Source organism: Methylobacterium sp. Leaf94 (assembly GCF_001426045.1).
Taxonomy (GTDB): Bacteria; Pseudomonadota; Alphaproteobacteria; order Rhizobiales; family Beijerinckiaceae; genus Methylobacterium.
Map to the genome: position 1 here is coordinate 36,746 of NZ_LMRM01000007.1, position 17,979 is coordinate 54,724.

Genomic DNA, 17,979 nt, shown 5'->3' on the forward strand with positions numbered 1-17,979 from the left:
CGGGCTGCGACCCTCGATATTCATCGGCAGGTTCGATGGCGGTGATTTATCCCCAACGGATCGAATCCCGACGGTCCCACGCGCCGTGGACAGTCCCAAGGGGGAGGCGTCTCAGCCGAGCGGATGATTTTGGCGCCGACCGCCGGGATTCTTGCGAGCGGCTAAAGCCGGGCCCGGGTCACTCGATGCCGATCTCGGCAAGGAGCTCGGCCCGATCCTGGTGGGCGAGCCAGATCAGGAAGCTCCGATCGACGGTCGTCAGGACCCGGGTGGTCTGGTCGTAGTCGAAGATGATGGGGCGGATGCTCTTCAGAACCTGCAGGGAGGCCGTGTTCTGGAGGGCCTGGGTGATGTTGCCCTCGTTGAGCTTGGCCCCCTCTGGGTGCTTGCCCTTGATGATGCTCGCCACCTGCTGCCGCCGCAGGCCCGTCTCCAGGTCCTCGATCGGGGACGCGAGCACCGCGTAGGTGACCCACTTGTACATCTCCAGGTCGGTCTGCTGGAAACCCTCGGAGAAGTTCGTGATGAAGGCCGAGTAGCGCCCCGCCTGGTCGTTGACGATCTCGCGGACCAAGGCCTCGGCATCGGCGTCGGTCCCGACGTCCACGGCCTCGTCCCGCGTCTCGAATACCCCGGCGCGCTCGCACATCCGGTAGCAGGCCTCCTGTACGAGCGCGACGCTGTCGCCGCAGTGGCGCAGCAGGACCTCGATGGTGGACGGGTCGAATCGGACGTTCAGGAGCTGCTCGCCGACCCCGATGACCTCGCGCAGGTGAGCCTCCTCCCACACGTCGACGTCGATGCTGACGATGCGGTTGGTGAGGTCGCCATTGTAGTAGATGAGCCGGTTCTGCTCCCGCCAGACCCCGACGATGATAAAGCAAAGGTCGGAGTTCTCATGGAACGCCTTCAGCGAGAAGGCGAAGGATCGCTGGGTGTCGGCCGACAGGTAGTGGAAGTCCTCCAGGATGATGAACTTCGCGAAGCCGATCTCCTGCAGGGCCGTGATGATGTCATTGACGTCGTTGAGGTCGATCTCCAGGCGCTTGGTCACCACCGCATCGGCCTCGTTGGACTCGCGGTTCACTGTGCCCTTGCCCGACGCCTTTGCCACGAACGGGACCTTGCCCTCGCCGGCGAACTCGGCGCCGTACTTCCAGGCCCCGCCGACGGTCTTGGTCTGCGTCTGCTCGATGCGGTAGCCGGCCTTCTTGAGGATCGCGCCGTTCAGGTCGGCCAGCCCCATCGTGTTGAGGCAGCTCACAACGATGAAGTCGCTCTCCTCCAGGCAGTGCCGCCGCAGTGTAGTCTTGCCCTGCTTCGAGGAGCCGTAGATCACGACGTGCTTGTCGCGTGTGAGGCTGTCCACGAAGCGACCGTCGACGTTGTCCCGGGCGACGTAGTTCAACGGGATCTCGCGTCCGACGCCGAAGGCATCCCGCAGCTTCACGACCTGCTCTGGCATCACGTTCCCCGCTTGTGCCGCCCGACACTAGGAAGCGGGGCGTCCCGCAGCAAGGACGTGGGTCATGGGGCTAAATCAGATTCAGGTCGTCCTTGTCCCGGACCTCCGGCGGCAGCGACGTCCCGGTGGGCGTCGACGTGACGATCGGGAGCACCGTGTCGTCGAGTTTCTGCGGGTCCTTCTCGTCGAGGAGGACGTAGCGCCCGTCCCGGAACACGATCGCGCCCGGCGTCGGGACGGTCTTGTTCACCGCGCCCCGCGGCTGGATGAAGGGCCAGCGGCGCTCGACCGGTTTCTTCGGGTCGCTCTTGTCCGTCCAGACGAACTCCCTGAACCAGACGACGACGGCGGCCGGCCGGTCCGGATCCTCGAATGCCTCGGACGTGACCACCCATGCAGCCGCGGCCTCTTCGGCGACGCGCCGGCGCCCGAGCTTGGACAGGTTGGATCGGAGGACGAGGGGGTGCGCCGCGATCTCGTGGAGGGGCAGCGGCGTGTAGACGAGCGCGATGTCATGGGCGGACATGCGCTCGAAGATTTTGACGACGGGCTCGGGCATGCCGCCATCATGGCGGCCAGCGGTTAACCTCACGTCGCCTGCGCTCAAGCCGGGGGCCTCCAGGGGGCCGACACGTCTGTGCGAAAATCGCACAGACCTTGGCCTTGCGCGGCGTCTGGCAGGGGCGCATCTTCCCTGCATAGGGGACCGGCTCCGGCCGGTCAGCCTCTCGCACCCCCCAGTGGGCTCCTCGTCAATCGCGCCGGCCGCCGTGCCCGCGCAGGAGCCTTCCCATGCGTCATACCCTCATTGAAGCCGCCACCATCGAGCCCCTGTTCCGGGAGGCGCTGCCCCTCGCCACGGACGAGGAGATCGCGGTGCTCGTCTCCCGTTGCGAGGGTCGCCTCCTGCACGAGGACAACGACGACCTGCTGCGCTCCTTCGGGCGGCGGGACACGTCCGACAGCAAGATCCAGCGCGTTGGGATGCTGATTGGCTGCCTCACCTGCGGGAGCCGGAACGCCTGGTTCGGCTCTGCGGTCAGCCATACCCTGACCAGCCTGGTCAAGCGGGCGGCAGCGAGGACCGCCCCGGCCGAGCCGGCCTAGCGCGAGGCCTCCCGGGCCCGGCGCTCGCGACCCAGCTTCCTCGCCAGATCGGCCGGCCGCTGCGCCCGCACGAAGCCGCGCGAGACCTGCCCGCTGAGCTCCGCCAACTCCGTCAGCGCGTCCCCGAGGGCCCTGCGTAGGGCGTCCCTCGCGTCACCGTCCGAGGCGTCCATGTAGGCTCTCTCCAGGTCGTCCAAGATCCGCTCCACCGATTCGCACATGAGAACGAATGGAGAACAAATCCGCGCGGGAGTCGATCCCTGGACGAGGGTATTTAGGTGCGTGGCGCACCGTCGCTCCAGCCGGCTTAACCATGCCGACGATCTTCGCTTTCCATTCCGGGCTGGCCGTCCTACCCGTGGCTGACAGGCACTGCCTGCCTCGCCCCTTGCGCGAGGATGACCCCAGGTTCTTGAAATCCTGCGCTACACCGCCTGTACCCTCGCCCCCGCGCGCGAGGATGGTTCGAAAGGCCCCGGCATCGTCCCGGGGCCTTTCTCGTTCACGACCTCCTCGCGACGCGGCGCCGGTCGTTGCGGACCTCGCGCTTCACGGCGTGCGAGATCCACAGGGCGAGCTCCCTCTGGAGTCGGGCCGTCCGCTCCGTCGGGGTGTCCGCCGGGTTCTCGGCGATGACCTTCTCGACGGTCCAGGCGGCCCCGTCGGCGAGGTCGTCGATCGTGCGCTGCCTCATGGCGCTTCATCCCGAGGAGCGTTGCAGGACGTCTGCACGGGTCTGGACGACCAGCGGACCACGTGGCCGCCCTTGTTGTCCGTCGCGAAGCACAGGGCGACATGCGGCACGGGCAACGCATCGCGCCCGCATGCCTGACGTTCGGCGGGCCCGTCGCCGGCTTGCGGCAGCGGGCGTCCGCAGGTCTTGCAGCGCTGCTCGGTCATGCCGCCTTCGCCTTCACTAGGTCGTCGATGAAGGCGTCGTCCTGCCGGACCTGGGAGATCGCTCCCTCAATCGTCATCGTCAGCAGGTCGCGGACGAGGGCAGCATCGGCGCCGAGCTCGGGCGCCGCGAAATAGGCGAGCGCCTCGACCTGTCCCTTGGCGCGCTCCAGCATGCCGAGGATCCCGCCCTCGGAGAAGGTCGACGTATCCTTGGCCTGTGCGACCGTGGCCCGGTGCTTCATCGTCTCGATCATGGTGTCTCTCCCTTCAGACGCGCCGTCGCTTTCCAAAACTCCTCCTCGATCAGGAGTGCCGTGCCCCCGACTTGGGATGGCATCCGGAACACCACCCGCTCCACCGGCGCGTCGCCCAGCCTCTTCATGAGGTCGAGCAGGTACGGGGTCCGCTCGGCCCGGAAGTGGCAGTCCCCGAGCTCGAACTTCTCCGTCCACGGGATCGGGTCGACGTCTTCGCCGGCGATCTTTTGCCAGGGCGACGCGGACGTGGACGTGCTCGACGCTAAGTAGGAGCGCCACGCCTGATGATGCACCTCGGCCGCGGTAACCCCATGGCGCTCACCGGCATGGAACGGCACAGGCATCATCGAGAGCGGTGGTGGCGGGCCGGGGCGGGGCCCGAAGGTCTCCTGCATGGCATCCTGGATCGCCATGGCGGCCTCAGTCGGCGCCCGGCGCGCCTGCTCGAACTCCTCGAAGCGCCCGGCGAACCGCGCAGCCGCTAGCGCCGCCTGCGACCAGGCCTGCTCGGCCGCGAGGTTCCGGAAGACCGTCTCGCCGTTCCTGACAACGAAGCTGTCCATGATGTCCGGCGGCTCGCGCCTGCTCTCGACCATCGCGAGCAGGCCCAGCCCCTCCGCATGCTCAAGGAGAACCGCGGCCGCCTTGTTAACGGCTTCGCGCGCGGCCGCGATCTTGGTCTCGGTCTCGGTCATGATGCGGCCCTCGAAGTCTCTGGCATCGGAAGCGCGATCTCCCCGATCCGATAGCCGATCGCCTGGAGCCCCTTCATCGGATCGATCAGCCAGCCGGCGAGGCGCTCAAGGTCCTCGCGTTCCCAGATGAGCCACTGGCGATCGAACTCGATCATGCCGTCCCTGCAGAGTAGGTCCGGGTGCATCGTGAACATGCCGGACCTGGTCTGCTCTGGAGTGAAGGTGGCCTGGTTCGCATCCGTCATCATGTGCGCGTCATGGATGATGGTAGGCATGAGGGATGCCTCGACGAAATCACCCCGGCCATCCTCATATTTCCAGACCTCGTGAAGGATCCGAAGGTCGCTCCAGTCCGGCCTTCTATCGTTCGTCATCTGGAACACGGTGCCCGGGGGCATCGCGCTGAACTCGGCCCAACCAACGATCTTCATGCCCGCCTCCCCAGGATCGACAGCGGCGACCCGGGTGCCAGCACCCGCACGGCCGGCCGGACCGGCGCCGGGATCTCGACCTTCTCGTTTGCCTTGAGCCAGGCGAGTTGCTCGGCCGAGGCGACGTTCATCATCAGGCCGGCCGGCGCGATTCCCGGGACCTTCGAGACGCCGACCTTGCGGATGACGTCCAGCCCGGGGCGGAAGCTCTTCGCCCGGATCCGCTCCCAGTCCTTGATGCTCTCGGCGTAGATGCCCGGCGGGATCGCGCCCGGCAGGGGACCGCCCGTGATGGGCGACGTCTCGCCCGGCCAGTACCTGTCCTTGTGCCAGATGGTCGTCATGTCAGGAGGTCCTCGCGCACACGGCGATGAGCGTCGGTCCGCCGGACAGGAGGCCGCCAGTGTCGGCCGCCGCCTTCACGTAGGCGGCCTTCGCAGCCTCGCAGAGTTCCATCGACTGGAACGCCGGCGTGATAGACGTCGGGTTGCCGGTGCTGACGGTGAAAAGCGTGATGATCAGGATGTAGGTCCCCACGGCTCAGGCCCCCCTGCGCTGTTCGGCCAGCAGGCCGTCGAGGCAGTCCCGGAGCGACCGGAGGTGTCCCTGCCCAACGCCGTCGTCGAGGTCGGTGGTGGCCTCGGCCTCCCGGATGGCGAGCATCACGGCGTCGATGTCGTCCTGCAGGGGGACGGCGCGCTTGGGCCGCCACTCCACCGTGTCGACCTCCTCGTGGACGACCAGCCGCACGGGCATGTCCTTGAGGCTGGTGCCCGTGGTGCGGCGGTGCGTATCCGGCACGGGCTTATTCGCCTCCTCCTCGCCCAGCGCGGTAAGCCGGATCCGGTGCGGCCCGTTGCCCGTGGCCAGGCCGAGCGAGACGAGCCGCAGCCACGTCTCGGGTTTCCCGAGGATGGGCAAGCCCACGCCCGAGCCACCACCACCCGAGGAGGCGACCATGCCTCCCGGTCCGATCGCCCCTTCGCACCCGTACGCGTACAGGCAGCGGATCGCCTCGCGCTGCTCGAAGCTGATGTCCATCGTCCCCTCCATCACCAGAAGCTCGCCACCGCCGGCAGCTCGCCCGCCGGGGCCTTCTCCGCATCGGGGGCGGCACGCGTCGCCTGGAATGCCCGCCACCGCTCCAGCGCCCAGAACCGCGCCTGCTTCTCCTGGAGCGCCTGGTACTCGGCGGCGCTCTCCTCGTAGGGGCGGTCGAGGTCGCCGTAGGTCAGCTTGATGGGCGATGGATCCCAACTCACGGGCAGTCCTCCCCTCGGGCGGCCTTGCGGCGCTGGACGGCCGCCACGATCCGCGTGACCTCGGACGGCGGCCGCGGGCGATCGAGGCGCGAGAGGACGGCGACGACGAGGATGACGGCGAGCACCAGGGCGATCGAGACGCCGGCGACGAGGAGGGTGAGGTCCATCAGGCCGCAGGCCCGTAGAAGGGATGGTCGAGGGATCCCGGTCTCGTCGCAGTGAGGGGACCGTGAAACGGGTGGTCACCAGCCTTGGCCCGGGCCTCCCACCGGCGGCAGGCGGGCGAGCGCAGGAGGACGTCGGTCGCCTTCCCACCCGTCCACCGCGCCCGGGCGAGGCCGCACTTGCTGTACGTCGAGGCGAGCCGGATGCGGGTGAGATGCCCGCAGGATCCGCAGGTCTCGCCCTCGGGACCGGTGCCGGGTGGGAAGGCGTACCCGTTAGCCTGGGTACCCTTGGGCTTCGCCGGCTCGGGTGATTGGCCGAACAGGTCGCTCACGCTCGGCCCTCCGAGAGCAGGCCGTGGGACACGAGCGCCGCGTAGACGCCCCCCGCCAGCTGCAGGTCGTCGAGGCCGTCCTTGCGTCCCTGCGCGAGCACGGCGCGGATGAGCTCCCAAGGGGCGGGGGCCGGCGCCGGGGCCGGGGCCCACAGCGGCGAATGGGGGAACCGCTTGTGGAGGCGGGCCCGGATGTGCTCGGGGACGGGGCCGGTCACGCCGACCTCTGGGCCGGCTTAAAGCGGCGCAGCTTCAAGCCGTTCAGCCGCTCAGCCTGCAGAGCCGCCTTGAGCTCGGACTGGCGGGCCATCGATGCGCAGTAGGCCTCGTCATCCGGATCGACGCTGTCGTCGTCCGGCTCGACCTCCGGGTCCTCAGCGCGGTCGAAATGGACGTGGACGCTGCCGACGCGGATCGAGTCCAGGTGATCTGAGTGGAGCAGGATCGCCTGGTTCTTGCGGTCCCACTTGAACGGGCCGGTCCGGCCGGACAAAGCCGAGACTACGCAATCGGCGACGGACGCAATCCTATCGGAGTTGCTGCCGTAGACCGTAACGTCGCTCTTGATCTCGTTCCAGGCGACGAGGCACGCACCGACCAAGCGGCCGGCGCGCGGATGCATCACGGTCATCGCCCGTTCGATATCCTCCTTCGAGCGGGTATCGACCTCCAGGACCTCTCCCGGCTGGAGGTAGACCTGACCAAGGGTCAGGATCGAATGCTTCACCTGCTGCAGACGCTCGGGGTTGATGAGCACCCGAGCCCAGAAATCGACCTGGGGCACGTGCACCCCCGTCACCACAAATTCCGGCGCCTTCGACATCCCATTTCCCCCTGCGAATCCGTCCCGTTTGGATTCTGCCACGGTTTTACGATTCGCACTGGACGGTGCGCACGAAATCGCGCAGCGGGCTGATTCGGAGGAGGTTCCTTGCTGGGTCCTGCGGTAGGCTCAGCGCATGGACATCTTCGAATTGGGCGCCCAGCTCGCCATCGCACGCCGCCACCGCCGGCTCTCCCAGAGGCAGCTCGCCGCGAAGGCCGAGGTGTCTGTGGAGTGGCTGTCCCGTTTCGAGCGGGGGGACTCATTCGAGCCGTCGATGCACCGCGTCATGCGGTGCTTGAACGCCCTCGGGCTCGACCTGCGGCTGAGCAGCTACAACAGCGGTCGCGGGTCTATCGACGACCTCATGGCTCAGGACGACGAGGCCGCGATGGACCCAGTTCTGAAGGCCGCGCTAGGCGGCGGTTAACCACCGCCATGCTGATCGGCGCGCGCCCATGTAAATAAGCTTGCCCCTAGAGATGGTTTGATGCACATAGGGGGCACACCGGAGATTACGTCGATGACCTGCCCTCGCTCGAAACGGACGCCCGCCACCGCCGCCTGAGCCACCCGCTCGGCGCGCCCCCGCGTGCACCTGTTCCAGCGAGATCCCCATGACCGACGACACGAAGGCGCGCGCCGCTGCCGTCCAGGCCGCCCGTGCCACGCTCCTCGACTCCACCGCCCTGACGGGCCCCCGCCAGCCCGAGGCTCCCATCGGCCCCCGTGCAAAGGCCTACGGCGGCGAGCACGTCCGGTACGACGCCCGCGTCGACGCCGGCTTGGCGCTCTCCCGATTCCTCGGTGAGGAGCCCCGGCTCCCGGCCGCCCTCGTTCGGCAGCTTGGGCAGACCCGGCGGGACGTCAGCATCGCCTCCCTGCAGAAGGCTGAGGCAGCGCTGCGCGGGCACGCCAACGCGGAGAGCACGTCCGACGCAGGGCGGAACGCAGCGGCGCTGCTGGCTGATGACTTGCTGTTCGCGCAGGCTGCCCTCGGGTCCGCCAGGGCGGCGGCGTGCTGCAGCTCGATCTGCCTGCGCCTGGCGCTGGCATCGGCCTCCAACGGGCACCACGCCGGCGCGTGGCTCGCCCTGCGGAACGCGCTTCGATACTGCAGCGACGCCACGGAAGAGCTCGACGAAGCCGGGTACGTGTCCGAGGACCAGGCGAGCAGCCTGGCGCCGTACGACAACCACGTGGCCAAGTTCGCCGAGACGCTCGCGATCATCGCGGCGGCGCACGCCCAGATCGGGGTCGAGGAGGACCTCTTACGCGGCGGCGCCGGCGCAAGCGCCAAGGAGTGGGTCGACGGCCAAGCGGACGACCTCGCCGCGCTGGCCTCCCTCGACTGGCCTCTTGGCGACGGGGGCTGGCGGGACCGGGCCGCGCGCGCCGCCCCGACGCTCGTCGTCCTGGCGAAGGGGGCGCTCGACCACCTGCCAGGATCGGAGAGCTCAGGGTCGTCCCGATCGACGCGGGGATCCACGCCCCGGAGCGAGTTCAACTCCCTCGCGGGGGAGGCCCTCCCGCTCGTCCACGGCGTCGACGTCGTGGCCGTCGGGAAGGCGCTCGACGCGCGGTTCCCCTGGTTCCGGGACCTCACGGCAATCCTGCTGCGGGACCTCGCCAATGGGGGCGTCGCGAGGCTGAGGAACACCTTGGCGGTGAGCCCGCCTGGCTCGGGGAAGACCAGCTACCTGCAGGCCTTCTGCGAGGCCTGCGGGATCCCGGTCGTCCTCTACAACGCGGCCGGCGTCGCCGACGCGGCGTTCGGAGGGACGTCGCGCCAGTGGGCGACGGGGCGCGCGAGCGTCCCGCTGCAGGCCATCCAGCGGCTCAAGACCGCCAACCCGGTCATCGTCCTGGACGAGATCGAGAAGGCGGGCACGAGGTCCGACAACGGCCGTCTCACGGACAGCCTCATCGCCCTGCTGGAGCCGGCGGGATCGAGGGCCTTCCACGAGGTCTACCTGGAGACGGAAGCCAACCTGTCGTCCGTCCAGTACCTCGCGACGGCTAACACGCTCTCCGGGATCCAGGGCCCGCTGCTGGACCGCCTCCGCGTCATCCACGTCGGCCTGCCCCGGGCCGAGGACCTCCCCGTCGCGGCGGTCAACATCGTCGCCGAGCTCCGGGACGAGCGTGGTCTCGACGCCGGGTGGATCCCCGACCTCGACGGCGACGAGCTGCATCTGCTGGCGCGCGTGTGGAAGGGGGGCAGCCTGCGCCCGCTCCGCCGCGCCGTGACGACCTTGCTCGACGGCCGCGAATCCCTCGCCCGTCGCCACTGACACCCCACACGAAGGAGACCTCCCCATGTCGAACGCACACCCGAGCCGCGCCCCGCTCATCGTCCTGGAGGCGGCGATCGCCCAGATGCGAGCCCGCCACGAGCAGGGCGACCTACGCGACGAACTCGCCGTCACCGGCCTGTCCGTCCTCCGCCTGGCGAGCCGTGCCTACGCCCGCGGGGCCTTCCCGCCGTCGGAGGCCCGCCACCTCTGCCAGGGCCTTCTCGCCCTTGCCGAGGCGCTGCCCGCCAACCCCGACGACCGCCGCGAGCCCCGCGAGGTCCGCGCGTGAAATCGGCCCGCGGCCCCCCTCTGCCCACCCCGCATCCCAGGAGACCTACCCATGTTGCTCGACGAGTTCCGCACGATCGCCGACGATGCCGTGTGCCGCCATCCGGGCCACGTCGACGTTGTTCCCACGGGCGTCAGCCCCAGCCGGCACGGCCCCCTCGTCGGATGGACGGGCGGCTCCCCGCTGCCCCGGCAGGATGACGGCCGGACCGTGGCGCCGCCCCCCGCGCAGGACGTCCTCCGGGTGCTGGCGCGCGTCCTCGCCCTGCGCTGGCAGACCGGCCGCGCCGTCGTCCCGGACGACTGGGATGCCGGTTTGCGGGCGCGCTTCCCGAAGACATTCGATGACGGCGGGCCGTACTCAGGCGGCGGGTGGCGCTGGCTATGGGAAGCGGGCGCGAGCCTCATCGCCGACGCCGGCGCGACGGGATTCCGGACCGAGCAGACGAAGGAAAAGTTTGCGCAGGCCCGCTGGTATTACTCGATCGAAGGCAAGCCTAGGAAGGCGATGCGCAACGAGGTCTCGACTATAGTTGACTGCGTAGAGCATCTGTCCGCCTACGTCTGCGAGACCTGCGGCGCCCCTGGGCGGATCCGCAAGGGCGGGTGGGCGAAGACCTACTGCGACGCCCATGCCGCCGGGAAGGTCTGACGTCTACCGCAACCTCACGCGGGGCGCCTGGTCCGTGCGCGTCGGCGGCCGGGTCGTCGGCCACGTGCCGGCGATCGTCCTCGCTGACGTCGTCCTCCGAGCGTCGGAGGCGGGGCGCCAGCGCTGCCTGCGGACGGGGGCCCGGGACGTCCACGCGTGGGCGTCCGGCAAGGTGGCCAAGGGGGCGCGGCCGCCCTCGGCAACGAGACTCCGGTACCGGATCGAGTGTCCCGGATTCAGGACGAATGGGCTGTGCGTCACGCGGGCAGCGGCGGTGTGGTTCGAGGCGGACGGGTCCGCGTGGATTGAGGGAGGTTGGGATGCTGAGAGCCTGGATCGTGTCGGATATCCACGATGACGCCGACTGCTGGGAGGGGCCGACGGTCCCGCCGTGTGACGTGGCCGTCATCGCCGGCGACGTGGCCGATGGCCTGACGAAGCGCGCGATCCCCTGGCTTGCGGCGTGCGTCTCGCCCTTCGTGCGGCACGTCATCTACGTCCCCGGGAATCACGATTTCTACGGCGCGAGGTGGCAGAGCGAGCTCGACCGGGGCCGCGAGGCTGCGGCCGCGCACGGGATCCACATCCTCGCCGTCGGGGAGACCCTCGACATCGAGGGCGTGCGGTTCGTCGGGGCCACGCTCTGGACGGACTATGAGCTCCTCGGCGAACCGTTCCGCGTGTTGGCGCAGTCCACGTGCGGGGACCGCGTCGGCGGAATGCGGGATCATCGGCAGATCCGGACGCGGCTCCCGTCGGGCGGGACGAACGCGTTCCGGCCTCCGATGGCCGCGGCCGCGCACGTCGCCCAGCTCGGTCGGATCGAGCGCGCCCTAGCCGAGCCGCACGCGGGCCCGACCGTCGTCATCACGCACCATGCCCCACACCCCGTGTCGCTCGGGCGGCAGGGGCCGCTGCAGGCGATCGACGCGGCGTACGCCTCGAACCTTTCGCGGATCCTCGAAGGGCCGACGGCGCCGCCTCTCTGGATCCACGGGCACATCCACCGGTCCGCTGACTACGTCGTCGGCGGGACGCGGGTGCTCGCGAACCCGCGCGGGCGCCGGGGCGAGAACGCCCTGTTCGACCCCGCCCTCGTCCTGGAGATCTGAGATGCGTGCGCTCGTCCTCATCGCCCTGCTCGCCGGCCCGGCCGCGGCGGAGGCCTTCCAGCCCCCGTCCGGCCTCTACTGCCCTGAGGGGGCCGACGTCCCCGCGGTCGTCATCGGGCCCGGGCCCGGCGAGGTCGGCATCGATCTGATGGAGTGCCACGGCGCCCGGATCTCGGGCGGCCGCGTGACGTCCCGCCAGTGCTACGGCAACGGGGGGACGGCGGTCCCCTACGAGGCCGAGCTCGTCCTCCTGCCGTCGGGCGTTCTGCTGCACGACGGCGTCCGATTCCGGCGCAGGCCGGCCGGGGGGCCGTGCCCGTAGGCCGGCGCAATTTCGCACCCTGCGCGGTCAAGGGGTTAGGCAACCCAACGCCAAGAGCCTCAAAGGCAAGCTTGAAGAGCGTCTTAGCCTGTTAGGGAGAAGGGCTCACCCTGGCGCGCGAGCGACTTACACGCTTCAATGATACCGAAGCGGGTTTCGGGTGCGTTTCGGTGCGTCAGGTTTCGGGCACGAAAAAGGGGCCCGGGTGACCGGGCCCCTAGGGGTACTCACAGTGTGAGGGGTGTTAGGCGACGCCGGGGAGGCGCGCCTGGAGCTCCGCCTTGCGCTCCTGCTCGGCGGCCCAGAGCGGATATTCGACGCGGAGGCGGTCGATGCCCTTCATCGTTACGAGCGGCTGCGGCTTGATCTCCAGCTTGCCCCCCGACCGCTCAAGGTGGACGAGGCGGTGCCGGAGCTCGTCCCGGTGGATCCGGGACCGGTAGGCGTGCTCCTGCTCCTGCCCCGGCCGGACGTAGAGCCAGGGCTCCCGGGGAGCATCCTCGGTCCCCTTGTCCCGCATGAAGGCGTAGAGGCGGCCCCGCGGCACGCCGAGCACGTTCGCGGCGTCCGTGACGCAGATCGCGCCGTTCGCATCGAGGACCCGCCGATAGCCCTCTGCGAGGGGCGCGAGCTCCCTCACTTGTTCCGTCACGACCACCAGCGCCCGCCCGTTCGATTCCGCGCGGGCGCTCTCGATCCGGCGCAGGCGGACCTCGTCCTCCCAGTGCGCGTGGGTCTCGCCATGGGCCACGCGCTCGGCCTCCGCCTCGGCCCGCGCTGCCAGGGTCTCGCGCGCCTGGTGTTCGATCAGGGCGATGATCGTGGCCGGGTCCCGCAGGATCTCGGGCAGCACGACAGGCGCCGGGGCCCGCTCCCGGAGTTGGCGCTCCATCGAGTTGAAGGCCGCCGAGTAGGCGAGCTTCCAGCGCAGGGCCCTAGGCCCAGTGAAAGCCATGGCGAGGAGCGCGAAGCCGTCCCGGTCCATCAGGTAGCAGTCGTAGACCCGCCCGTTCTGGGGATCCACGTAGGTCGATTCGACGAACATCTCCCTCGGCGAGGGGGTCTCCTCAAAACTGAGGAGACCCCTGATGTCGCGCATGACGTTGTCATGGCGCTTGCCGAACATGGACGCCACGTTGCGGGAGTCTGTGAACAGGCGGCCGTTGATGACGGTGACGAAGGGGGCCGGCGCGTCGTGCGCGGCAACGATCGGGGTGACGGCGTTCATCAGGCCCTCCCGCCGGTGGCGAGGGGGACGGCCACGAAGCGCACGTTCGCGGGCAGCAGGCCGGCGATGGCTTCCTCGGTCTCGGGGGACCCGATCACGACGCCCTCCTTGTAGTAGGGCTCCTCGTCGAGGAGGACGACCATGTCGTGGATGTCGCCGACGAGGTGCGCCCGGGAGACGTAGCAGCACGGGACGAGCCGGCCATCGATCGAGACGTGCCAGAAGGCGGACGCGGTCAGCTTGCGGATGCTGGCAATGGCGCCGGGCAGGTACGCGCCCGGATCCCGGCGGAACTGGAGCTCGCGCTGCTTGTCATTGTCGCCGCCCGGCCGGTCGGGGCCCTGCATGAGGAGGAGGCGGTCACGCGCGGCGGCGGCGGCCTCGATGCGCAGCTGGATCGTGGCCAGGACGCCGTTGAGCAGCAGCGGGAACGCGGGCTCCTCCGGCCGCTGATTTAGCAGGGAGCGCGCGGCGTAGGGATCGGTGACGCTCATGGCGACCGCGATCTCGTAGATCTGCGCCTCCTCGAACCGGGCGTAGCAGTCCGAAATTCCCTGGGCGAGGTGGTCGGCGAGGCTACCGTCCGAGACGGTGGTGGTGTTAGACTTGGTGCACGGCTCGGTCATGGGGGTGCTTCCTGTGATCGACCAGGCCTCGGCGGCGTCTTCAGCGCTTCCGGGGCCATTTTTATGCGCCGTGGATTCCGCGTGCTCCGATTCTACCATCGTCCCCCAGAAAACATGCAAGGCCTGACGCGATCATTGCGTTTCGCCGGCCTCTAGGGAAAACTGGGGTTCCAGCGAATCTAGGAGCGCCCCCCGTGTATCCGTCCCCGATGATGTTAAAGGCCGCCCGCACGCTCGTGGGTATCAAGCAAGATGAGATCGCGAGGCGCGTAGGTCTCTCTCAGCGCACTATGGTCGCCGTCGAGAATAGGAAGAGCACGCTAGCGGCGCTCCATTCCGTCATGGGCTTCTATACTGGCATCGGTGTCGTATTCGGTGGGACGGAGGACTACACGGTCCAGACCGTATCCTACACGGCTAAGGTCGCACCTGAGCTTGACCCTCTGCCCGAGAAGTAGGGCGAGACCTCTTCACGCTCTTAGGCCCGCGCTCGGCTGCGCGGAGGAGCGCACTGACGTGTCGGCCGCCCCATCGTTCGAGGACGGCCTCGTGGCCGCCCGAGGCGAGCGTGGTCAGGACCCGGGCCTGTGTGGGCTTCGGACGCAGCTTCGACGCCCAATCCTCTTCATGATCCGGGCGAATCGGTCGTGCGCGTTCACCTGACATGGAGGCGCCCCCAGAGCCGGCGCCGCGCGACCGGCATGTCCTGCGGCCGCGCCGGCGGGGTGTAGGCCGGGACGGGGTCAACGAGGATCCCGGCCCGCAGGAGGTTGGCGAGGGTCAGCACGTAGGAGACGTCAGGCTTGCTCATCGCGCGCCCCGAGGGGGATCGAGGCCCGGGGAGAATGGGCGTTCACGGCCTGTCCACCATCACGCCGGACAGATGCCGGACTGCCCGGGGTGAGGCTCGCGGCCGACTCCCGCAGCTCGCTGACGAGCTCCCGATCGGCGTCGGACAAGCGCATGACGCCACGCGGAGGCGCGATCGGCAGGGTGTCGGGGGACGTGGCGTCCGCCACCCGACGCTGTTTCACGATACCGCCGACGATGCCGAGGCCTGCGGCGAGGGCTGCTGAGACGGAGGCGATGACGCCCTTCCAGCGCTAGATCGCGGCGACGAACGCCTGGCCTGCTGCGTACAGCAAGTTCACGGGGCGAAGCTCCTGGGAAGGGGGCCAGCGGGGCCGCCCTCATTATCTCGAAAACCCGACCCGCGACATCTCGAAAACCCGACCCGCGACGAAGATGTGGCGCCCGGCGCGGTAGGCGCTGCGGACGTCAGAGACGGCCAGTGCGGCCGAGAAGGCCGCAGTCCGGCCTGTTCCCAGGGTGCAACGCGATGGCACACGTCAGGTCGGGATCGCCAATCCTTCCGGTATTCCGCCACGGCAACGCTCTGCCATGACAGTCCCATGAGGCGTCCCATGCGCCCCATCGCACTCCTATACGAGCGCCATGAAGTCGTGTGGCTGACGCATACAGCGACGTTCACGCACAGGGGTGACAGCCTCGAAGGGTGCGACACCCTGCGACACTGTGAGCCAACCGATAGAGTTTCGGGGGATCCTGCCAGGGCCTCGATCCCATCAAATCGATCCTAGGCCACCACGGCCCATGTGGGCTCCATGTCCGGCCAGGGATACGTCTCGAATGGGCTCATGAGTCGCCATGGGAGGACATGGGGCTAAACGCGATCGGTGTGTTTCGAGGGTGTCCGGGCGAGGCTGAAATGTCCCGGATCAGGGACATCGGGTCGTTAGGATTAGGCATGCCCGAGGGGTAGCTCTCGTGTGCGCGGGGTGGTGCCCGCGCAGCGCCGGAAGCCCCGCTTGTTCAATCCATCCTCCCTTCCCAGCCCTGCCTCGCGTGCCGCCCTGCGGCGCGCGCATCTCGCTGCCCTGCATCCGCACGGCAGCGTCGGGCGTCCCTTCGTGGGATCGAAGGTCGAGCGCGACGGGGAGACCCGGTTCGAGGGCGTCGTCGGCGACCTCGCCGAGTGCCATGCCGCCGTTGCCGCCGAGACTACCTTCGTCTCGCTCAACCGGTTCTGGGGCCGCAGCCGGGCAGGTTCGAATCTCAAGTCCGTCGCCTCGATCGCCGTCGACTTCGACTACTTCTACGACGGCCTTCCGTACGCCCACCTACCGGCCGAAGAGGTCGCGGACATGCTCGTCGAGGCGATGGTCGCCTCCGGCATCCCGCGGCCTTCGATCGACGTCGCCTCCGGCCGAGGCGTCCAGATGTCCTGGATCGGGGACGGAGCAAAAGCATCCGCGTGGGCGCGCGTGCGCGCGATCTACGATGCCCTGCATGGCCCCCAGCTCGACGCGGCCGGTAATCCCGTCAGGTCCCGTCGCCACAAGGACGACGAGGTTCTCGCAGCCTTCGACGACCGCATGGCGCCGCTGTGGAGGATCTTCCGGGACTGCGGCCTCGATAGGTCCGTCCGGGACGCCGCCCGCGTCGTGCGGCTGGTCGGGAGCGTGAACGCCCGCAGCGGGCGGATGGCCCGCCTCCTGTTCCCCAGCCAGTTCCAGGACGTTCAGCGGTACTCCCTCCACGCCCTCGCCGACGCGATCCTGCCCCGCTCCCGCGCCGCGATCCTTGCCCTGCGCGAGGCCCGTGCGGCCGCCAAGGCTGAGCAGCCCGCCAACGACAACGGGGCCCGCAAGGTGCGTCGCGTCCCGGCCGGCTACTGGCCTACGGTGCTCGCCGACCTTCTCCGCCTCCGGGCGCACCGCGGCGGCATCGAGCAGGGGAAAAGGCGCACGTGGCTCTTCCTGACGGCCAACGCCCATGCCCACGTCCACGGCGGCTGCCCGGCCGACTGGGCCACACAGTTCGCCGATCTTGCGGGCCTGAGCGAGGGGGAGGCGCGCGAGTGCCTCCAGAGCCTCGGACGGCGTCAGCAGCGGAACGCGGCGGGTGAGCGGGACACCTGGGGGACCAAGGACTGGAGCGCGCTCTTCAACTACAGCGCGGAGAAGATGGTCGACCTGATGGACATCATGGTGGAGGAGGCGGATGCCGCCGGCCTGCGCCAGCTCGTCCCGGGCGGCGCCATCCCGCGCACGGACGCAGAGCGTCAGGCCGACAAGCGCCTGCGCCAGGGATCCGAGACCCTAGCCGACATCGCGGCCCAGAAGGTCTGGGACGGCATCGCGGCGCTGCAGATGCAGGACGAGGGGATGACCCTGAAGGCCATCGCGACCATCGTGGGTCGTGGCAGGACCTCTCTCCTCGAAGCGATGCGCGAGGCCAAGGCTCTTCTCGATTCCACGCCAACGGGTTCCGTGTCCCGGGCTGACGCCACGGAAGATCGGTCCGCAAAGGTGGTTCGGAAGTCGTCACGCTATATGTGGTCCGAAGGCCTGCGCGAGGGCCCTGCGCCTGCCCCGGCACCCGCTGCCGCCCCCGTGCTCCCCTCGGCCCCCGTCGGCACCGTCACCGTCCGCCGCTGGACCCGCCACCACGCCACCGTCGAGGCCGCCACCGGGACCTGGTGCTGGACCGTCGCCGAGGCTGAGGGGCTCTACCGGCACCGGGACGTGTACTGGGACCTCGACACCGGCTGCACGCCGAGCGAGGCCGACAGGGCCCTTGCGGAGGCAGCCCGCTCCGACCTCGACGCCAGCCTCTCCCAGCCCGTCGCCGCCCGTCCCTCGACCTCCCGTCGCCGTCCCGCCGCCGCCCGTCCCGTGGCCTCCCAGGACCGTCGCACGGTGCCCATGCCGGTCCGTCGGGTGACAGGGGATGAGCGTTGGGAGAACAGCTACTGGCGGGCGTCGCAGGGGGGCTGACGCCCTTGTGGGTATCCGGGGGTCACGCTACCTTCTCGTTGCGCTTCCGGCGTAGGGTGCTCACCACATCCACAGGGCCGTCCCAGGAGAGATCCGGGGCGGCCTTCGTCGTTCCAGGGGCATGTGTTGGCGGGTGCACGCCCGAGCCCGAGCCCGAGCCTGACCTCGCCAGGCTTTCCGCTCCCTTTCCGCCCAGTCGCCTGACACAGGCGCCC

29 protein-coding genes are annotated in these 17,979 nt (G+C 69.3%); 10 read left to right on the forward strand and 19 right to left on the reverse strand.

The annotated features are described in order from the left end of the window. Nucleotides 1-178: 178 nt before the first annotated feature. Both ASG63_RS05680 and ASG63_RS05685 read right to left on the reverse strand, forming a co-directional pair. On the reverse strand, nucleotides 179-1,465 hold the full coding sequence (locus ASG63_RS05680) for a hypothetical protein (RefSeq protein WP_200957528.1): 1,287 nt from the start codon (nucleotides 1,463-1,465) through the stop codon (nucleotides 179-181). 70 nt (nucleotides 1,466-1,535) lie between these two features. Next, nucleotides 1,536-2,072 carry a hypothetical protein gene (locus ASG63_RS05685; protein ID WP_156394076.1) on the reverse strand — a complete coding sequence of 179 codons (537 nt, stop codon included), beginning with the start codon at nucleotides 2,070-2,072 and terminating at the stop codon, nucleotides 1,536-1,538. A gap of 185 nt (nucleotides 2,073-2,257) precedes the next feature. Between ASG63_RS05685 and ASG63_RS05690 the strand changes: the two genes are divergently transcribed. Next, on the forward strand, nucleotides 2,258-2,572 hold the full coding sequence (locus tag ASG63_RS05690; protein WP_056212957.1) for a hypothetical protein: 315 nt from the start codon (nucleotides 2,258-2,260) through the stop codon (nucleotides 2,570-2,572). On the opposite strand, the gene ASG63_RS05695 is transcribed toward ASG63_RS05690, so the two are convergent. The 14 genes from ASG63_RS05695 to ASG63_RS05750 form a co-directional block, all read right to left on the reverse strand. Beyond that, nucleotides 2,569-2,745 carry a hypothetical protein gene (locus ASG63_RS05695; RefSeq protein ID WP_244479820.1) on the reverse strand — a complete coding sequence of 59 codons (177 nt, stop codon included), beginning with the start codon at nucleotides 2,743-2,745 and terminating at the stop codon, nucleotides 2,569-2,571. The two genes, ASG63_RS05690 and ASG63_RS05695, sit on opposite strands and share 4 nt — an antisense overlap. A gap of 329 nt (nucleotides 2,746-3,074) precedes the next feature. Beyond that, on the reverse strand, nucleotides 3,075-3,266 hold the full coding sequence (locus tag ASG63_RS05700) for a hypothetical protein (protein ID WP_056212961.1): 192 nt from the start codon (nucleotides 3,264-3,266) through the stop codon (nucleotides 3,075-3,077). Continuing rightward, entirely contained in the window at nucleotides 3,263-3,472 is a 210-nt protein-coding gene (locus ASG63_RS24995; RefSeq protein WP_156394077.1) for a hypothetical protein, read from the reverse strand. Before ASG63_RS24995 ends, ASG63_RS05700 begins: the two co-directional genes overlap by 4 nt. Then, a complete protein-coding gene (locus ASG63_RS05705) occupies nucleotides 3,469-3,726 on the reverse strand; it encodes a hypothetical protein (RefSeq protein ID WP_056212964.1) in 258 nt (85 codons plus the stop codon). Before ASG63_RS05705 ends, ASG63_RS24995 begins: the two co-directional genes overlap by 4 nt. Next, the gene (locus ASG63_RS05710; RefSeq protein WP_056212966.1) at nucleotides 3,723-4,424 is read right to left on the reverse strand and encodes a phage terminase large subunit family protein; all 702 of its coding nucleotides are present in this window, start codon (nucleotides 4,422-4,424) and stop codon (nucleotides 3,723-3,725) included. Before ASG63_RS05710 ends, ASG63_RS05705 begins: the two co-directional genes overlap by 4 nt. Next, nucleotides 4,421-4,855: a hypothetical protein gene (locus ASG63_RS05715; RefSeq protein ID WP_056212968.1), complete on the reverse strand. Its 435-nt coding sequence runs from the start codon at nucleotides 4,853-4,855 to the stop codon at nucleotides 4,421-4,423. Before ASG63_RS05715 ends, ASG63_RS05710 begins: the two co-directional genes overlap by 4 nt. Next, on the reverse strand, nucleotides 4,852-5,199 hold the full coding sequence (locus ASG63_RS05720) for a hypothetical protein (RefSeq protein WP_056212970.1): 348 nt from the start codon (nucleotides 5,197-5,199) through the stop codon (nucleotides 4,852-4,854). The genes ASG63_RS05715 and ASG63_RS05720 overlap by 4 nt, the downstream gene beginning before the upstream one ends. 1 nt (nucleotide 5,200) lies before the next feature. After that, a complete protein-coding gene (locus tag ASG63_RS05725) occupies nucleotides 5,201-5,392 on the reverse strand; it encodes a hypothetical protein (protein ID WP_056212972.1) in 192 nt (63 codons plus the stop codon). Nucleotides 5,393-5,395: 3 nt separating this feature from the next. After that, nucleotides 5,396-5,896 carry a hypothetical protein gene (locus tag ASG63_RS05730; protein ID WP_156394078.1) on the reverse strand — a complete coding sequence of 167 codons (501 nt, stop codon included), beginning with the start codon at nucleotides 5,894-5,896 and terminating at the stop codon, nucleotides 5,396-5,398. An 11-nt stretch (nucleotides 5,897-5,907) separates the two neighbouring features. Further along, entirely contained in the window at nucleotides 5,908-6,117 is a 210-nt protein-coding gene (locus tag ASG63_RS05735; protein ID WP_056212976.1) for a hypothetical protein, read from the reverse strand. Beyond that, on the reverse strand, nucleotides 6,114-6,284 hold the full coding sequence (locus ASG63_RS25000) for a hypothetical protein (RefSeq protein WP_156394079.1): 171 nt from the start codon (nucleotides 6,282-6,284) through the stop codon (nucleotides 6,114-6,116). Before ASG63_RS25000 ends, ASG63_RS05735 begins: the two co-directional genes overlap by 4 nt. Further along, the gene (locus tag ASG63_RS25905) at nucleotides 6,284-6,616 is read right to left on the reverse strand and encodes a hypothetical protein (RefSeq protein ID WP_056212978.1); all 333 of its coding nucleotides are present in this window, start codon (nucleotides 6,614-6,616) and stop codon (nucleotides 6,284-6,286) included. Before ASG63_RS25905 ends, ASG63_RS25000 begins: the two co-directional genes overlap by 1 nt. Beyond that, nucleotides 6,613-6,834 (reverse strand): hypothetical protein, encoded by a 222-nt coding sequence (locus tag ASG63_RS05745; RefSeq protein WP_056212980.1) that lies wholly within the window; start codon nucleotides 6,832-6,834, stop codon nucleotides 6,613-6,615. The genes ASG63_RS25905 and ASG63_RS05745 overlap by 4 nt, the downstream gene beginning before the upstream one ends. Next, nucleotides 6,831-7,439 carry a hypothetical protein gene (locus ASG63_RS05750; protein WP_056212982.1) on the reverse strand — a complete coding sequence of 203 codons (609 nt, stop codon included), beginning with the start codon at nucleotides 7,437-7,439 and terminating at the stop codon, nucleotides 6,831-6,833. The genes ASG63_RS05745 and ASG63_RS05750 overlap by 4 nt, the downstream gene beginning before the upstream one ends. A 136-nt stretch (nucleotides 7,440-7,575) precedes the next feature. Here ASG63_RS05750 and ASG63_RS05755 point away from each other — a divergent pair, with 136 nt between their 5' ends. From ASG63_RS05755 to ASG63_RS05780, 7 genes are all read left to right on the forward strand, one after another. Continuing rightward, a complete protein-coding gene (locus ASG63_RS05755; RefSeq protein ID WP_056212984.1) occupies nucleotides 7,576-7,869 on the forward strand; it encodes a helix-turn-helix domain-containing protein in 294 nt (97 codons plus the stop codon). Nucleotides 7,870-8,056: 187 nt separating this feature from the next. Then, nucleotides 8,057-9,733, forward strand: a complete 1,677-nt coding sequence (locus ASG63_RS05760) for an AAA family ATPase (protein WP_056212986.1) — start codon at nucleotides 8,057-8,059, stop codon at nucleotides 9,731-9,733. A 25-nt stretch (nucleotides 9,734-9,758) separates the two neighbouring features. Beyond that, nucleotides 9,759-10,025 carry a hypothetical protein gene (locus ASG63_RS05765; protein WP_056212988.1) on the forward strand — a complete coding sequence of 89 codons (267 nt, stop codon included), beginning with the start codon at nucleotides 9,759-9,761 and terminating at the stop codon, nucleotides 10,023-10,025. Between the two features lie 51 nt (nucleotides 10,026-10,076). Next, complete coding sequence (locus tag ASG63_RS05770) at nucleotides 10,077-10,676, forward strand: hypothetical protein (RefSeq protein ID WP_056212990.1); 600 nt, start codon at nucleotides 10,077-10,079, stop codon at nucleotides 10,674-10,676. After that, nucleotides 10,657-11,034, forward strand: a complete 378-nt coding sequence (locus ASG63_RS27000) for a hypothetical protein (RefSeq protein ID WP_082559192.1) — start codon at nucleotides 10,657-10,659, stop codon at nucleotides 11,032-11,034. The genes ASG63_RS05770 and ASG63_RS27000 overlap by 20 nt, the downstream gene beginning before the upstream one ends. After that, nucleotides 10,997-11,788 carry a metallophosphoesterase gene (locus ASG63_RS05775; RefSeq protein ID WP_056212992.1) on the forward strand — a complete coding sequence of 264 codons (792 nt, stop codon included), beginning with the start codon at nucleotides 10,997-10,999 and terminating at the stop codon, nucleotides 11,786-11,788. The genes ASG63_RS27000 and ASG63_RS05775 overlap by 38 nt, the downstream gene beginning before the upstream one ends. Nucleotide 11,789: 1 nt before the next feature. Continuing rightward, the gene (locus tag ASG63_RS05780; RefSeq protein ID WP_056212994.1) at nucleotides 11,790-12,110 is read left to right on the forward strand and encodes a hypothetical protein; all 321 of its coding nucleotides are present in this window, start codon (nucleotides 11,790-11,792) and stop codon (nucleotides 12,108-12,110) included. Between the two features lie 244 nt (nucleotides 12,111-12,354). Here ASG63_RS05780 and ASG63_RS05785 read toward each other — a convergent pair whose 3' ends face one another. Further along, on the reverse strand, nucleotides 12,355-13,338 hold the full coding sequence (locus ASG63_RS05785) for a phage regulatory protein/antirepressor Ant (protein ID WP_056212996.1): 984 nt from the start codon (nucleotides 13,336-13,338) through the stop codon (nucleotides 12,355-12,357). Then, complete coding sequence (locus ASG63_RS05790) at nucleotides 13,338-13,964, reverse strand: hypothetical protein (protein ID WP_056212998.1); 627 nt, start codon at nucleotides 13,962-13,964, stop codon at nucleotides 13,338-13,340. The genes ASG63_RS05785 and ASG63_RS05790 overlap by 1 nt, the downstream gene beginning before the upstream one ends. A gap of 194 nt (nucleotides 13,965-14,158) precedes the next feature. Here ASG63_RS05790 and ASG63_RS05795 point away from each other — a divergent pair, with 194 nt between their 5' ends. Beyond that, the gene (locus tag ASG63_RS05795) at nucleotides 14,159-14,422 is read left to right on the forward strand and encodes a helix-turn-helix transcriptional regulator (RefSeq protein WP_156394081.1); all 264 of its coding nucleotides are present in this window, start codon (nucleotides 14,159-14,161) and stop codon (nucleotides 14,420-14,422) included. A gap of 197 nt (nucleotides 14,423-14,619) precedes the next feature. Here the strand turns inward: ASG63_RS05795 and ASG63_RS25010 are convergent, their stop codons facing one another. Further along, a complete protein-coding gene (locus tag ASG63_RS25010) occupies nucleotides 14,620-14,775 on the reverse strand; it encodes a hypothetical protein (protein ID WP_156394082.1) in 156 nt (51 codons plus the stop codon). A 1,018-nt stretch (nucleotides 14,776-15,793) separates the two neighbouring features. Here ASG63_RS25010 and ASG63_RS05805 point away from each other — a divergent pair. Then, nucleotides 15,794-17,764, forward strand: a complete 1,971-nt coding sequence (locus ASG63_RS05805; RefSeq protein ID WP_156394083.1) for a hypothetical protein — start codon at nucleotides 15,794-15,796, stop codon at nucleotides 17,762-17,764. Nucleotides 17,765-17,979 lie beyond the last annotated feature (215 nt).

Excerpts from the sequence above, each read along its gene's own strand:
- ASG63_RS05770 (WP_056212990.1), top strand. The coding sequence starts at position 10,077 with ATGTTGCTCGACGAGTTCCGCACGATCGCCGACGATGCCGTGTGCCGC.
- ASG63_RS05730 (WP_156394078.1), bottom strand. The coding sequence starts at position 5,896 with ATGGACATCAGCTTCGAGCAGCGCGAGGCGATCCGCTGCCTGTACGCG.
- ASG63_RS05765 (WP_056212988.1), top strand. The coding sequence starts at position 9,759 with ATGTCGAACGCACACCCGAGCCGCGCCCCGCTCATCGTCCTGGAGGCG.
- ASG63_RS05780 (WP_056212994.1), top strand. The coding sequence starts at position 11,790 with ATGCGTGCGCTCGTCCTCATCGCCCTGCTCGCCGGCCCGGCCGCGGCG.
- ASG63_RS05775 (WP_056212992.1), top strand. The coding sequence starts at position 10,997 with ATGCTGAGAGCCTGGATCGTGTCGGATATCCACGATGACGCCGACTGC.
- ASG63_RS05790 (WP_056212998.1), bottom strand. The coding sequence starts at position 13,964 with ATGACCGAGCCGTGCACCAAGTCTAACACCACCACCGTCTCGGACGGT.
- ASG63_RS27000 (WP_082559192.1), top strand. The coding sequence starts at position 10,657 with ATGCCGCCGGGAAGGTCTGACGTCTACCGCAACCTCACGCGGGGCGCC.
- ASG63_RS05750 (WP_056212982.1), bottom strand. The coding sequence starts at position 7,439 with ATGTCGAAGGCGCCGGAATTTGTGGTGACGGGGGTGCACGTGCCCCAG.
- ASG63_RS25000 (WP_156394079.1), bottom strand. The coding sequence starts at position 6,284 with ATGGACCTCACCCTCCTCGTCGCCGGCGTCTCGATCGCCCTGGTGCTC.
- ASG63_RS25010 (WP_156394082.1), bottom strand. The coding sequence starts at position 14,775 with ATGAGCAAGCCTGACGTCTCCTACGTGCTGACCCTCGCCAACCTCCTG.
- ASG63_RS05710 (WP_056212966.1), bottom strand. The coding sequence starts at position 4,424 with ATGACCGAGACCGAGACCAAGATCGCGGCCGCGCGCGAAGCCGTTAAC.
- ASG63_RS05720 (WP_056212970.1), bottom strand. The coding sequence starts at position 5,199 with ATGACGACCATCTGGCACAAGGACAGGTACTGGCCGGGCGAGACGTCG.
- ASG63_RS05785 (WP_056212996.1), bottom strand. The coding sequence starts at position 13,338 with ATGAACGCCGTCACCCCGATCGTTGCCGCGCACGACGCGCCGGCCCCC.
- ASG63_RS05760 (WP_056212986.1), top strand. The coding sequence starts at position 8,057 with ATGACCGACGACACGAAGGCGCGCGCCGCTGCCGTCCAGGCCGCCCGT.
- ASG63_RS24995 (WP_156394077.1), bottom strand. The coding sequence starts at position 3,472 with ATGACCGAGCAGCGCTGCAAGACCTGCGGACGCCCGCTGCCGCAAGCC.
- ASG63_RS05715 (WP_056212968.1), bottom strand. The coding sequence starts at position 4,855 with ATGAAGATCGTTGGTTGGGCCGAGTTCAGCGCGATGCCCCCGGGCACC.
- ASG63_RS05690 (WP_056212957.1), top strand. The coding sequence starts at position 2,258 with ATGCGTCATACCCTCATTGAAGCCGCCACCATCGAGCCCCTGTTCCGG.
- ASG63_RS05755 (WP_056212984.1), top strand. The coding sequence starts at position 7,576 with ATGGACATCTTCGAATTGGGCGCCCAGCTCGCCATCGCACGCCGCCAC.
- ASG63_RS05705 (WP_056212964.1), bottom strand. The coding sequence starts at position 3,726 with ATGATCGAGACGATGAAGCACCGGGCCACGGTCGCACAGGCCAAGGAT.
- ASG63_RS05695 (WP_244479820.1), bottom strand. The coding sequence starts at position 2,745 with ATGGACGCCTCGGACGGTGACGCGAGGGACGCCCTACGCAGGGCCCTC.
- ASG63_RS05700 (WP_056212961.1), bottom strand. The coding sequence starts at position 3,266 with ATGAGGCAGCGCACGATCGACGACCTCGCCGACGGGGCCGCCTGGACC.
- ASG63_RS05680 (WP_200957528.1), bottom strand. The coding sequence starts at position 1,465 with ATGCCAGAGCAGGTCGTGAAGCTGCGGGATGCCTTCGGCGTCGGACGC.